This is a genomic window from Pseudomonas fluorescens (genome assembly GCF_902497875.1).
Taxonomy (GTDB): Bacteria; Pseudomonadota; Gammaproteobacteria; order Pseudomonadales; family Pseudomonadaceae; genus Aquipseudomonas; species Aquipseudomonas fluorescens_BR.
On record NZ_CABVHY010000032.1, the window covers coordinates 35,610 to 48,577 of the forward strand.

The following is a 12,968-nucleotide window of genomic DNA, read 5'->3' on the forward strand; positions in this document are numbered from 1 at the left end:
GCTGTTGCTTGGTAAATCGGTAATACAACTATAAAAACACCGCTTGGGCGCTTTTTAACCTGCCGGGTTTAAAAACTTGTTTCAGTCGCCGCGTTGTCATCAGACAGTGACCGAACATCCGCCTTACTCGCTTATGGAGTACCGTGTCATGGCTATCGAAGATTTTGGTTATAAACAAGAATTAAAACGTAGTTTGTCGCTTGCCGACCTGGTGATCTATGGAATGATCTTCATGATCCCCATTGCACCCTTTGGGGTGTACGGGTACGTGAACCAGCAAGCCCCTGGAATGGTGCCACTGGCTTACATCATTGGCATGGGGGCTATGTTGTTCACTGCATTGAGCTACGGCAGCATGGCGCGCGCCTTTCCCATTGCCGGTTCAGTCTATTCTTATGCGCAACGGGGCTTGCACCCCAACGTTGGCTTTCTTGCAGGCTGGTTGCTGCTGTTGGACTACTTGCTGATTCCGCCTTTGCTGTACATATACGCCGCCATGGCACTTAACCATCTCTACCCTGAAATTCCAAAGTTTGCCTTTATTTTCATTTTCCTGATCAGCGCTACGCTGGTGAACTTGCGAGGCATCACCTTCACCGCCCGCATGAACATTCTGTTCCTGATCGCGCAGCTCGTGGTACTGGGCATTTTTCTTGCCTGTGCCTGGAAGGCATTGCACGCAGGCGGCGGCAATGGGCAACTGACATTGGCCCCTCTGTACAACCCGTCGAATTTCAATTTTGCCTTGATGATGCAGGCTGTTTCGATTGCGGTGCTTTCTTTTCTTGGGTTCGATGCCATTTCCACGTTGGCGGAAGAGACCAAGGGCGATGCCGGTCGCAGCGTTGGCAGGGCCGCGCTGATCAGCCTGCTGATCATGGGTGGAATATTCGTCGTACAAACATGGCTTGCCGCTGACCTTGCAGCGGGCATGGGTTTCACCTCAGCCGACACTGCGTTCTATGAAATCGCCACCATCGCCGGTGGCGATCGGTTGGCATCCTTGACGGCTGTAGCAACAGCTTTGGCCTGGGGCGTGGCGGTGTCCATCACATCGCAAGCGGCAGTTTCGCGATTGTTGTTCGGGATGGCGCGGGATGGAAAATTACCAAAAGTCCTCGCAAAAGTTCACCCCAAATACAGCACTCCGCACTTGAGCATTTACTTGGTGGCGATACTGTCGCTGGCGATCTGTTACTTTTTTATCAATGCCGTCGACACCTTGACTTCACTGGTAAACTTCGGCGCATTGAGTGGCTTTATCATTCTGCATCTCACCGTCATTAACTACTACTGGCGCCGGCAGAAATCAGGAAACATTCTAGCTCATCTGATTTCACCAATTATGGGTTTTATCATCACCGGTGCAATCATGTACAACATGGGCCTGGACGCACAAAAACTTGGCGGTGTCTGGATTGCGATAGGCCTTGTCTACTTGTGCACTCTCAATCGAAAAGGTGCAAACCTGGTATTATCCAAGGATATCTGACTCAGCCATTATATTAATAAGCCTCTAAACACTTCGGTGCATTGATCACCCTAGCCCATGTATGGGGTAACGGATGGCGGCTGCCCTGAAACGCCGTTGATGCACCCATTATTGCTTTTGTCCGAAGGATGACAGAATGACCCGTTATATCGATGTTAACGACCTCACCCAATTGGTATCGCATAAAGGCTTGACGGCGTGCTTGGCGGAAATGGCCGAATGCATACGTGAAGATTACTTACGTTGGCACGAATTCGATAAGTGCGCGCGCCTTGCCAACCATTCGAAGGAAGGTGTGATAGAGCTCATGCCAGTGTCAGATACCTCGCTGTACGCCTTCAAGTACGTCAATGGCCACCCAAAAAACACCCTCAATGGCATGCTCACCGTAATGGCATTTGGTGCACTTGCTGATGTGGACACCGGCAAACCGGTGCTGCTCAGCGAAATGACCCTGACCACTGCAATTCGTACCGCCGCAACATCGGCGTTGGCGGCACGCTACATGGCCAGGCCTGGCTCGCGCAGCATGGCGCTGATTGGTAACGGTTCACAGAGCGAATTCCAGGCAGTTGCCTTCCACACGATGTTGGACATCAACGAAATTCGCTTGTTCGACATCGATCCCAAGGCGACCCGCAAGCTGGCAAAAAACCTCGAAAGCTTCCCGGCGCTCAAGATCGTGATCTCGACCTCGGTTGCCGAGGCCGTGCGAGGTGCCGATATCGTGACCACGGTGACGGCGGACAAGGCCTACGCCACTATCCTGACCCCGGAAATGATCGAACCCGGCATGCACCTCAACGCCGTCGGTGGCGACTGCCCGGGCAAGACCGAGCTGCACCGTGAGATCGTCGGGCGTTCCCGGGTGATCGTGGAGTTTGAACCGCAAAGCCGTATCGAAGGCGAGATTCAACAGATGCCCAGCGATTCGCCTGTCATCGAATTCTGGCGCGTGGTCAATGGCCAGGAAGCAGGCCGTAAACATGCAGATGAGGTCACGCTGTTCGATTCGGTTGGCTTTGCGCTGGAAGACTATTCAGCGCTGCGATATGTCCTGGCCGTTGCCCTGGCGTGCAATATCGGACGTGAAATTGAACTGGTGCCTGAACTGGAAAACCCAAAGGACCTGTACGCACGTCTGATTACAGCCAAGACGGAAGTTCACAAGAGACGCGCCTGAACAACATCGCCCCGCACCGCAATGTGAGGCGTCTTGATGACGTCCTGACCCTTCACGTAGTCGGCACAAAACAACTCACCGGCCCCAGAGCGCCCGTTAACATGGAAACCAACACCTACGAAAAGGAATTCAGGGCGCAACTCGTGGCGCTTTTGTTGCAAAGCTGTCGGCGGTGGAAATGTGTGTCTTGCCAAGACAGTCCAGGGAAAGGTCATTCCAGTAGCGAGACCAGACGCGGCTCTATTGAGGTCTCAAGCACCTCAAGCAGAGCCAGCGTCACCGGCAGCTTGAAGCGCCGCCGTCCAGCGCTGCCGGGGGCAAACGCCCTCGACGTGCGCGGTCAGCTCGCAAAGTCATAGACGGCGATCAAAGCCGTAGCCTCGTCCTGTCATCGTGTGGTGTACCTGCGAGGCTCTCGTGACCCGAAGGACGCGCAGGGAGAATCCGATCCAGTGCTGGTTGGCGTAGGCTGTCTCACGCGACGGTTCGCGCAGCGCGTACTTTCGCGTATCGCGAGAATCCGATCTTGATGCCGACCAGCATGGGGGCGGCGATTGCAAAAAGCAGGGTAACGGCGATGAACGCTGAGTCGAAGGCAATCACCGTGGACTGACCTGACACGACCCGGCCCAGGAGGCTCGTCGCTGCCCGGCCAGCGGCCACGGCATCCATGCCTTTCGCCGACAGCATGGCCGTCGTGGTCGTCAGCCGTTCGATGACCGCGGCCCCACCGGGAGTAACGCTGGCACCGAGGACCACGGCATTGGCGGTAACGTTATGCTCGATCAGCGTCTGGAGTCCTGCGACCCCCATAAGGCCACCCAGTTGGCGACCCGTGTTGAAAAGGCCTATTCCGCAAGCAAGGTTTCGGCTGTTGAGGTCGCTGAAAGCGATCAGCGTGATCGACAGAAACAGGAAGCCAAGGCCCAGGCCGCGTAACAGGATGGCTGCCATCATGTCGTCGGTGCCGCTTTCGCTGGTCGAACCGGACAGCATCCACATCGCAACCATGATCATCGGGATGCCAAAGGGCACAGTGGCGAACGGCGCAACGTGGCGGACCTGCATGAGAAAGGCAGCAATGAGCAGCGCGCCGATAAAAAAAGCACCACTGGGCAACAGGAGCAGGCCGGCTTCGGTGGGCGTGAACGCGAGGACCGACAGGGCGAACGCCGGAATCAGGAACGCGCTGCCGAACAAGGCGGCGCCGGCGACAAAGCTGACGATAAAGGCGAAGGAAAAATCGCTCGATTTGAACAGGGTGAAGTCGAGCAGACCCTGGCCTTTGGCCAACACTTGTTGACCGAGAAAGGCCAACAGAGCGGCTGCGCCGATCACCGTCATCCAGAGGATGCGAGGCTCCTCGAACCAGTCCCATCGGCTGCCCTGGCTGAGCACATAAGTGAAACAGAACAGGGTGGCAGAGATCAGCGAGAAGCCGATCCAGTCGAACGGCCGGTGCCGGGCCTTGGCGGGTATCGGGCCGCCTGCGATCAGCAGCAGTCCGCTAGCCGCCAAGGCCAGCGGAACAACGCTGAAGAAGATCCATGTCCAGGATTGGCTATCGATCAACCACCCCTGAAGGGCCGGGGCCAGCGTCGCGGGCGCGACAACGGCGCCCATGGCAAACAGGGCTTGAAGGATGGGTTGATGGGATCGCGCAAAGGCGCGAAAGATGATCGCCTGCCCCCCGACCAACAGGGTGCCGCCGGCGAAGCCCTGAATCATTCGAAACGCGACCAGCAGATCCAGTCGAACCGTGATGGCGGCAATGCCGCATGCCAGGCCCATGACCAGGATTGAGCCGATGATCAGGTTACGTGGAAAGAAACGGCTCATCAGCCACGGGGCCGTCATGAACCCGATCAGCTTGAGCGCGGTGTAGCCGATATCCAGCCAGGCAAACTCATCAGGCGTTGCATAGGTGTCGCCGATGATGTCGCCGCGTCCAAGCGACAGAACGGTGCTGGCGATCGCTTCCGTCAGCGTGGCAAGCACGATGCCCGCAATAAGTAGAACGCCGGTCGTAACGCTGGCGTTGCTCCGCGTGGTGGTAGCCGTGTTCATGACCCGCTCCCTTGCACAACCTCGACACGCGCGGACAGGCCCGGCACGATGCGGCCCGGCAACGGGTTGTGGGCAAGCCGGATCTTTACCGGAACCCGCTGCACGACACGCACGAAGTTCCCTGTTGCGTTGTCGGGGGGCAGCAAGCTGAACGCCGACCCGCTACCCGGTGCAAAGCTGTCGACCACACCTTCAAGTGCCCCGTTGGGGTAGCCGTCGACCGTGATGCGCACGTGCTGACCGGGGTGGATGTGTTCGAGCTGGGTTTCCTTGAAATTCGCCACGACCCACACATCATTGACCGGCACGATATCGAGCAAGGCAACGCCCGGCGTGACGAACCGGCCGATGCGGACCTGGCGGTTACCGACCACGCCATCAACCGGCGCGCGGACCACGGTGCTGTCGAGATCGATCCGGGCGAGATCACGCGCGGCCTGCGCCTGCGTCACCGCAGCAACGGCCGCTTCTCGCTGGGCGACAAGGACGGTGATGCGTTGCTGTTGAGCGTCTACCGTTGCCGAAGCAGCCGAAACCGTCGACTCGGCCCTGGAGCGTGCCGCGTCGGTTTCGTCGACCAGGGCCTGGCTGACTGCGTTGCTGAGGATCAGTTTGCGGCTGCGATCATGGGTCTTGTTCGCCAGATTCATCCCGGCGGCGGCCGAGCGGCGTTGCGCTTCGGCCTGACGAATCAGGGCCCGCTGAAGCTGGGTCTCGGCATCGACATGGGTCAGGCGAGCCTGGGCAGCGCTGACATTGGCCTCTGCTTGCGCAACCCGTGCGCGGTAGTCCCGGTCGTCGATCCGGAACAGGACGTCACCCGCCCGGACGCTTTGGTTGTCCTCGACCTCCAGCGCGGTGACATAGCCGGCCACCTTGGCGGCGAGCGAGGTGACGTCGCCGCGGACATAAGCGTTGTCGGTCGAGGTCGTGCCACTTGAAACAGCCATGGTCCATCCGGCTGCCACGACCACCAGGGCAGCGACGCACAGTAACAGGCCGATCCTCTTTCTCTTGCCTTGCCGCGCCACGACATCAGCGGTTTCAGCGCTTGCGCCGGTGGTAATGGCGGCCTTGTCCTGGAGCGCGTTCATGTTCTCATTTCCTGTTTAATGCCAAGGATCTACAGCCGAGCGGCAGTCGTCTGCCGCCCGCTGTCAGGCGTCGATGAGCGCGTTGCCGGGCTCACTTCCCGGTGGGCGTGACGAGCACCTTTTCGTCGCTGTCGAGGACGAACACGGCCAGCAGGCGTGCAGGTTTCGTGTCGCTGGCGTTTGCGCTGACCTGGTGATGGGAGCCAGGCTCCTCAACGAAGTTTTCGCCGACGTTGTAGACCTTTTCCGGTGCGTCGTTGACGCGGCTGCGGACCGCGCCCTCAAGCACCGTTGCGTAGATGAAGGCCGTTTTCGGATGCGTGTGGGCCGGCGACGCGGCGCCCGGCGCGTACTCGACCAGCACGCCCTTCATGCTCTTGCCGGGGATGTTGGGAATGGGGCGGTCGAATACGACCGTCACCTTGCCGGCGGGCCGCTCGTCGGCCGATGCTGAGGTGATCGACAGCACTGCAAAGGCAGCGGCCAGGAGGTATCGGGTAACCATGGCAATTCTCCTTGGTGGGTATGTGTTGTGAAGGCGCGGCCCGTTACCGGGCCTACGCTTTCCTGAAGGTTCCGGGAGCCTCAGCGTCCCGCTTGGGCCATCGACTGACCGAGCCAGTCCTCGAAGCGGATCGCGCCCAGGCGCGGGTTCTTGCCGGGAGTCAGGGATTGATCGTCGAGCACGGCGCCGAAGTAGCGCGCGTGCACGTCCGGCACCACCTTGCGCGTGTCCTGAGTGGCCCGCAGGAAGCGCCTGACCAGTTCGTCGAGCGGCATGGCCTCGGGACCGGCGACTTCGACCGTGCCATTGACCGGCGTTGCCAGCGTGACATCGGTAAGCGCCGCCGCCACGTCGTCGGACGCCATCGGTTGGATCAGCGCCGGCGACAGGCAAACCTCCTCGCCGACGGTGGCTGACTGCGCGATGCCGCCGACAAACTCGAAGAACTGCGTGGCACGCAGGATGGTGTAAGGAATGCCGGACGCCTTGATGAGGTTTTCCTGCGCGACTTTGGCCCGGAAATAGCCGTTCTCGGGAAGCCGTTCGCTGCCGACGATCGACAGGGCAACGTGATGGCGAACCCCGGCGGCCGCTTCGGCAGCCAGCAGGTTGCGGCTCGAGGTTTCGAAGAACTCGAGGACGGCCTGGTCTTCCCACGACGGCGCGTTGGCCACGTCGACGACGATATCGGCGCCATCCATCGCTTGGGCCAGGCCCTCGCGGGTAATGCTGTTCACTCCGGTGTTGGGGGAGGCTGCGAGCGCGTCATGGCCGCGCTCGCGGAGGTTCTTCACAAGTTTCGATCCGATGAGGCCGGTGCCTCCGATGACGACGATCTTCATGGGTTCTCTCCGCTTCCCGACGGCAACCATTGCTGTCGATGTAGAGAAAGAGTGCCTGCGCGCGTGAGGGAAGTCCTTGTGCCGGCCTTGAGTTTGTCTTTGGGCAAGCTTGGTTTTTCGTCCAAAGAAGCAAGTGGGCAACTGGCATCCCTTGCTGGACGGTGCAGCGGGTTACGCGCTGCCGTATTATCGATACCTCGTTCTAATCGCCAGCTCGGACACGGAGTCGAGGGCGCTCGACCAGGGGATCCTCACCTTGCAATTCGTGTTTGAAGACTACGTGCTCGATCAAGAGCGCCGGGAACTCACCTTGCGCGGGCAAGTCGTGGCCGTCGGGCCGCAGGTCTTCGACCTATTGCTGCAGCTCGTCAGCAACCGCGATCGCGTCGTCAGCAAGGACGACCTGCTCCAGGCGGTGTGGAGCGGCCGGATCGTCTCGGAATCGACGATCACCAGCCACATCAATGCGGTGCGCAAGGCCATCGGCGATACCGGCGAGGAACAGCGCCTGGTGCGCACGGTCGCCCGCAAGGGTTACCGCTTCGTCGGTGAGATCAAGGTCGGCGAGATCGGCGAAGCGCAACAGCCTGACCGCAAAGGCATCGACGACCCTGCGCCCGTGGACCCGAAGCAAACGCCTCCGTCCACGCTCGTCCTGCCGGACAAACCCTCCATCACCGTCTTGCCCTTCCACAACCTGAGCGGCGATCCGGAGCAGGAATATTTCGCCGATGGCATGGTGGAGGACATCATCGCCGCCCTGTCGCGAATCCGCTGGCTGTTCGTCATCGCGCGCAATTCGAGCTTCACCTACAAAGGCCGGGCGGTGGACGTCAAGGGCGTCGGCCAGGAGCTCGGCGTGCGCTACGTGCTGGAAGGTAGCGTGCGCAAATCCGGGAACAAGGTACGCATCACCGGGCAACTGATCGACGCGACGAGCGGAACGCACATCTGGGCGGAGCGCTTCGAAGGCATGCTCGACGACATCTTCGAACTGCAGGATCAAATCGCCGAAAGCGTCGTCGGCGCCATCGCGCCGCAGCTCGAACGGGCGGAAATCGAGCGCGCCAAACGCAAACCAACAGAAAGCCTGGACGCCTACGACTATTACCTGCGCGCAATGGCGAAACTCCACAGCGGCACCCGCGAAGCCATCGAGGAAGCGCTGCCATTGTTCTACAAGGCCATCGAACTCGATCCGGAGTTTGCATCGGCCTACGGCATGGCAGCCTGGTGCCACTTCTGGCGCAAGGTGAATGGCTGGATGACCGATCGGACTCGAGAGATCGCCGAGGGCGCGCGGCTTGCGCGTCTGGCAGTGGCGCTCGGCCGCGATGATGCGGTGGCGCTGACGCGAGGCGGACATGCACTGGCCCATCTCACCGGTGATGTCGATGGCGGCATTGCCCTGCTCGACAGGGCACGCCTGCTCAATCCCAACCTTGCTCCCGTCTGGTTCCTGGGCGGTATCCTGCGCGCGCTGCGCGGTGAAACAGACGAAGCGATTGAGCATTTGGCCCATGCCGCCCGCTTGAGTCCGCTGGATCCGGAAATGTTCAGGATGCAGGTCGGGATGGCGCTCGCGCATTTCTTCGCCGGGCACTTCGACGCCGCTTCGGCCTGGGCGGAAAAGGCGTTGGGGAACCTGCCCAGCCTCCTGGTGCCGGTTGCCCTGGTGGCGGCCAGTCACGCGCTCAGTGGACGAATGGACAAAGCGCAGCAGGCGATGCAGCGCCTGCGCGAGCTGGATCCAGCTTTGCGCGTCTCCAAGCTGAAGGATTGGCTGCCGATCCAACAGCCCGAGGATCTCGCGCGGTTCGCCGACGGACTGCGGCTGGCCGGGTTGCCCGAATAACCGCGGCCCGCTTGGCCCTCGCCGATGTCTCACAGTCATTCACACGCCATCGCGACAAGAAACGCGACATGGTCGCCTGATAGTAGTCAGGCGTCATCAGGGCCTCGCACTGTCGATTTCGCAGAGTCTCGTTCGACTATCGTTAGGGAATGAATCTGATGGGTCGCAGTGATCGCAGGCGTTCCCTGTACGAGAATTTTCACGAGGACGAACCTGAAGAAGCGTATGCGCAAGCTCATCGTTGCCGCTTTCATTAGTCTCGATAGCGTTATTCAAGCGCCCGGCGGACCTGAAGAAGATACCAGCGGCGAATTCCGCTTCGGTGGCTGGATAGTGCCCTACGCCGACGAAATCGGCCAGGCCGTGCAGGACCTGTTCTCGCAGCCGTTCGAGTTGCTGCTGGGGCGTCGCACCTACGATATATTCGCGGCGTATTGGCCGCACGTACCGGCCGATTCACACAGCCGCGCCATCGCTGATTTGTTCAACAACGTGCCTAAGCACGTGGCCACGCATCGATCCGATACGCTTGATTGGCACAACAGTCATGCGTTGGAGGGCAACCTTGCCGACGCGATACGCGCGCTTAAGCACCAGGGCGGCGCCCACCTATTGACGCAGGGCAGCGGCGATCTGGTGCGCCAACTGCTTGCAGCCGGGTTGGTGGACGAGTTTCGACTTATGATTTTTCCCATCGTACTTGGGCGCGGCAAGCGCTTGTTCGGCGACAACGCACAAGCGTCGGCCTTCACCTTGGCGCACTCGACCAGCACGCCTGGCGGTGTGCTGATCACCCGCTACGTGCGCAGCGGCGACGTGCGCACAGGAACGTTCGAAGAACGCTGATCAGAAAAAAGCCAGTGACGCCTGACAACTCGTTGAAGGCCGACGTCCCTGGCGGGTTGCGGCCTTGACTCAAACGTCAGGCCAGCTTGTTTATGGACCGATAGTAGCTTTAATAAAGTGTGGGGCTGCGAGTAACAATTGTTCCTTCCAAGGGAGAAGCAAATGTACACATTAAGAGTCTTTGTGGCGTCAAGCGCACTCACACTCGCCGCACTCATGACGTCTGCCGCGTCGGGCGCTGAGCAACCTATGGCGGGCCACATATCGGTTCTACCCTCTGATCTCAAATGGTCTGATGCACCATCGGTCGCGCCTGGTGCCCAAATCGTAGTCATTGAAGGCGACCTGAAAGCCGCAGATCCGTTTACCTTTCGGCTCAAGCTTCCTGCCAACTCCAAAATAGGTGTCCATACTCACCCGGTGGTCGAACGTGTCACTGTAATTTCCGGCACTTTTCACTTGGGAATCGGCGACAAATTTGACCCCGCCAAAGCCAGGGCCTACACGCCGGGCGGTATCACGATCATGCCTGTTGGTATGCCGATGTATGTATTCACCCAGGAAGAAACCGTGGTACAGATCCATGGGACCGGCCCGTGGGGTATCACTTTTCTCAATCCCGCGGATGACCCCAGAAAGAAGTGAACTTATCTGCCTGACTTTCCGGCCATCAGGCAGGCGCATGGTCGAGCATGCGCCTGCATCACGAATTCACAGGACTACCCGGTTTGCCACCACACGGCGTCAAACCGGCTGCAAGTACCTCCAACAACGCACTGACCTTGGGAAGCGCCTGACGGCTTTTTTGCCAAACCAGATTAATCGCCAGACCATCGGTTGCCAAATGGGGGAGCACTTCAACCAATGACCCCTCTTCAAGTTGATGTTTGATCAACCACGTCGGTAATTGCGCGATACCGCATCCCGCCAGTACCGCAATCACCAGGCCTTCGCCATCACCGACGACGAACCTTGCGGGCATGACCCTGCGCTCAGTTTCGCCTGGGCAGGCTCCTGAAAAACGCCAAGGGCCGACCGTTCCATCCCCCCAGCCGTACGCGATGCACTGGTGATGTTCCAGATCGCGATCGGTCTCAGGCGTGCCTTGCTTGCTCAAATACGCGGGCGAGGCACAGAAGATATGCCACTCACTGCCCAGGTAGCGATGCCCCAATGCGGCGGGCCAAACATCCGAACCACCGATGCGCACGACGATATCGACACCTTCCTCGATAGGGTCGATGAAACGGTCGGAAAACGAAATGTGCGGTAGCAACTGAGCGTGCTCCTGGGCAAACCGCAGTATGACCGGAAGTGCCTGCAAGCGGCCGAAGGCACCTGGAAGGCCAATGTGAACCCTGCCACGAGGCTCGGTGTTTTCGGCATGCAAGGACAGCTCAGCCTCTTCGAGGTCAGTCAGCACGCCTGTGCAGGTGCGATGGAACGCAATCCCCGCCTCCGTCAGTGACAAGCGCCGGGTCGTTCGATCAAACAAGCGCGCCTGCAGCCTGCTCTCCAGTCGAGCGATGCTTTTACTGATCGCCGAACCCGTCAGATTCATCCGCTCGGCAGCGGCCTTGAAACTGCCGCAGTCCGCGACGCAGACAAATACATCAATGCCCTTTAATCGCTCAGAGGAAAACATAGCCGCCCCGTATTCATGAATTCAGTTCCACCGACTCGATAAAAAACATCATAAATCAGAACTGGATTCCCAAGTAAGCTTGAGTCCATCGCATCCATCAACGATATGCGACTAGCAAACTCCATAAAAATAACCCGCTGAACGATGAGGCAAGGATGCTGACAACGCTAAAAAACTATCCGACGACAGTAAATTTGCTGCTGTCAGCGTCTCTCATATTGACCTTGGCACGAGCAATCACCCTGCCCTATCTGGTCATCTACCTTTCCGGCAGTTTCAGCTTGAGCGTCGCCGATATCGGCGTGGTCATTGGCAGCACACTGATCATCGGATCGCTATTGAGTCTTTACGGTGGCTTTCTGGTCGACAAGATGTCCAGTTACCGGCTGATTTCGAGCTTTTGCGGTGTGTTCACACTGGGGTTTCTAGGGACGTTTCTGGCTCGCGATCTTTGGCTGTTCTACCTCTGCCTGGTGTTGATCAACCTGGCTTATGCGGTCATTGATATCGCGGTTAAATCAGGATTTGGCAGCCTGCTTCCCGCCAGTGATCGCAGCGAAGTGTTCTCGATCAAATACACGCTAACCAATGTCGGGTATGCCGTCGGCCCATTTCTTGGAGCCGGCATGGCCAAGCTGGATATCAACTTGCCATTCCTGTTGTCTGCCGGACTTGGCGCCGGGTTCTTCTTCATCTATTTCGTTTGGGGCGATAGAGACCTGACCGCCGTGGATGCGACTCAGAAACCCGCACCGTTTCTGGCCCTGGGAAAACTTCTGCTGCAGGATTATCGGTTGGTCTGTTTCACCCTTGGCGGGCTGCTCAGCGCCGTGGTCTTTGGCCAGTTCACGGCTTATCTCTCGCAGTATCTGGTGGTCACGACAACGCCTGAAGCCACCTATCAGATCATCAGTACCGTTGTGGCGACCAATGCGCTGATGGTGATCAGCTTGCAATACTCCATTGGCAGAAAAATTTCCCACCGGCACCTGAACCTGTGGCTGGCGGCGGGACTGAGTATGTTCATGATGGGGTTGGCGGGTTTCGCCCTGTCGACCAGTGTTGTGCTCTGGGTGATATCCATGGCCATTTTCACTGTCGGCGAGATTATCGTATTCCCCGCTGAATACATGTTCATCGACAAAATCGCTCCCGACCACCTGCGAGGCATGTATTACGGCGCGCAAAACCTGTCCAACCTCGGTGCGGCACTGGGTCCGGTGCTTTGCGGAGTCGTATTGGCGACCCAGCCTGCCCATTACATCTTCTACATGCTCGCCCTTTTCATTGTTGCGGGTGGATCGTTTTACTTCCTGGGCGCCTCCTGTTTGAGCAAGACAACGGGTAACGAAGCGGATTGAGGGGCAGCCGCTGAGCAGGCTGCTAACCAGGGTTGCGATTCCCCTCGACTGTCTCTCAGCTGTTTGGTTTCTGGATTC

At 58.9% G+C, this 12,968-nt stretch carries 11 protein-coding genes and 1 pseudogene; 6 read left to right on the plus strand and 6 right to left on the minus strand.

The window, feature by feature from the left end; translation table 11 throughout:
* Nucleotides 1–148 precede the first annotated feature (148 nt).
* Nucleotides 149–1,492 carry an APC family permease gene (locus F8N85_RS26595; RefSeq protein ID WP_150806485.1) on the plus strand — a complete coding sequence of 448 codons (1,344 nt, stop codon included), beginning with the start codon at nt 149–151 and terminating at the stop codon, nt 1,490–1,492.
* Nucleotides 1,493–1,628: 136 nt separating this feature from the next.
* The gene (locus F8N85_RS26600; protein WP_150806486.1) at nt 1,629–2,675 is read left to right on the plus strand and encodes an ornithine cyclodeaminase; all 1,047 of its coding nucleotides are present in this window, start codon (nt 1,629–1,631) and stop codon (nt 2,673–2,675) included.
* A 211-nt stretch (nt 2,676–2,886) separates the two neighbouring features.
* Here F8N85_RS26600 and F8N85_RS35180 read toward each other — a convergent pair.
* From F8N85_RS35180 to F8N85_RS26625, 5 genes and pseudogenes are all read right to left on the minus strand, one after another.
* Nucleotides 2,887–2,991, minus strand: a pseudogene (locus F8N85_RS35180) (metallophosphoesterase); the annotation flags it as partial.
* 158 nt (nt 2,992–3,149) lie between these two features.
* On the minus strand, nt 3,150–4,742 hold the full coding sequence (locus F8N85_RS26610; RefSeq protein WP_150806487.1) for an MFS transporter: 1,593 nt from the start codon (nt 4,740–4,742) through the stop codon (nt 3,150–3,152).
* A complete protein-coding gene (locus F8N85_RS26615) occupies nt 4,739–5,836 on the minus strand; it encodes an HlyD family secretion protein (RefSeq protein ID WP_150806488.1) in 1,098 nt (365 codons plus the stop codon). The genes F8N85_RS26610 and F8N85_RS26615 overlap by 4 nt, the downstream gene beginning before the upstream one ends.
* 91 nt (nt 5,837–5,927) lie before the next feature.
* A complete protein-coding gene (locus F8N85_RS26620; RefSeq protein WP_150806489.1) occupies nt 5,928–6,341 on the minus strand; it encodes a cupin domain-containing protein in 414 nt (137 codons plus the stop codon).
* Nucleotides 6,342–6,421: 80 nt separating this feature from the next.
* On the minus strand, nt 6,422–7,183 hold the full coding sequence (locus F8N85_RS26625; RefSeq protein ID WP_150806490.1) for an SDR family oxidoreductase: 762 nt from the start codon (nt 7,181–7,183) through the stop codon (nt 6,422–6,424).
* A gap of 256 nt (nt 7,184–7,439) precedes the next feature.
* On the opposite strand from F8N85_RS26625, the gene F8N85_RS26630 reads away from it, so the two are divergent.
* The 3 genes from F8N85_RS26630 (at nt 7,440) to F8N85_RS26640 (ending at nt 10,529) form a co-directional block, all read left to right on the plus strand.
* Nucleotides 7,440–9,038: a winged helix-turn-helix domain-containing tetratricopeptide repeat protein gene (locus tag F8N85_RS26630; protein WP_150806533.1), complete on the plus strand. Its 1,599-nt coding sequence runs from the start codon at nt 7,440–7,442 to the stop codon at nt 9,036–9,038.
* 225 nt (nt 9,039–9,263) lie between these two features.
* Complete coding sequence (locus tag F8N85_RS26635) at nt 9,264–9,884, plus strand: dihydrofolate reductase family protein (RefSeq protein ID WP_150806491.1); 621 nt, start codon at nt 9,264–9,266, stop codon at nt 9,882–9,884.
* A 162-nt stretch (nt 9,885–10,046) separates the two neighbouring features.
* On the plus strand, nt 10,047–10,529 hold the full coding sequence (locus F8N85_RS26640; protein WP_150806492.1) for a cupin domain-containing protein: 483 nt from the start codon (nt 10,047–10,049) through the stop codon (nt 10,527–10,529).
* Nucleotides 10,530–10,587: 58 nt separating this feature from the next.
* On the opposite strand, the gene F8N85_RS26645 is transcribed toward F8N85_RS26640, so the two are convergent.
* Nucleotides 10,588–11,529, minus strand: a complete 942-nt coding sequence (locus F8N85_RS26645) for a LysR family transcriptional regulator (protein WP_150806493.1) — start codon at nt 11,527–11,529, stop codon at nt 10,588–10,590.
* Nucleotides 11,530–11,684: 155 nt separating this feature from the next.
* Between F8N85_RS26645 and F8N85_RS26650 the strand changes: the two genes are divergently transcribed.
* Entirely contained in the window at nt 11,685–12,890 is a 1,206-nt protein-coding gene (locus F8N85_RS26650; protein WP_150806494.1) for an MFS transporter, read from the plus strand.
* The last annotated feature ends 78 nt before the right edge of the window (nt 12,891–12,968 follow it).

Bases quoted from the DNA above. Each gene is read 5' to 3' on its own strand.
- F8N85_RS26595 (WP_150806485.1), top strand. From the start codon at position 149: ATGGCTATCGAAGATTTTGGTTATAAACAAGAATTAAAACGTAGTTTG.
- F8N85_RS26600 (WP_150806486.1), top strand. From the start codon at position 1,629: ATGACCCGTTATATCGATGTTAACGACCTCACCCAATTGGTATCGCAT.
- F8N85_RS26610 (WP_150806487.1), bottom strand. From the start codon at position 4,742: ATGAACACGGCTACCACCACGCGGAGCAACGCCAGCGTTACGACCGGC.
- F8N85_RS26615 (WP_150806488.1), bottom strand. From the start codon at position 5,836: ATGAACGCGCTCCAGGACAAGGCCGCCATTACCACCGGCGCAAGCGCT.
- F8N85_RS26620 (WP_150806489.1), bottom strand. From the start codon at position 6,341: ATGGTTACCCGATACCTCCTGGCCGCTGCCTTTGCAGTGCTGTCGATC.
- F8N85_RS26625 (WP_150806490.1), bottom strand. From the start codon at position 7,183: ATGAAGATCGTCGTCATCGGAGGCACCGGCCTCATCGGATCGAAACTT.
- F8N85_RS26635 (WP_150806491.1), top strand. From the start codon at position 9,264: ATGCGCAAGCTCATCGTTGCCGCTTTCATTAGTCTCGATAGCGTTATT.
- F8N85_RS26640 (WP_150806492.1), top strand. From the start codon at position 10,047: ATGTACACATTAAGAGTCTTTGTGGCGTCAAGCGCACTCACACTCGCC.
- F8N85_RS26645 (WP_150806493.1), bottom strand. From the start codon at position 11,529: ATGTTTTCCTCTGAGCGATTAAAGGGCATTGATGTATTTGTCTGCGTC.
- F8N85_RS26650 (WP_150806494.1), top strand. From the start codon at position 11,685: ATGCTGACAACGCTAAAAAACTATCCGACGACAGTAAATTTGCTGCTG.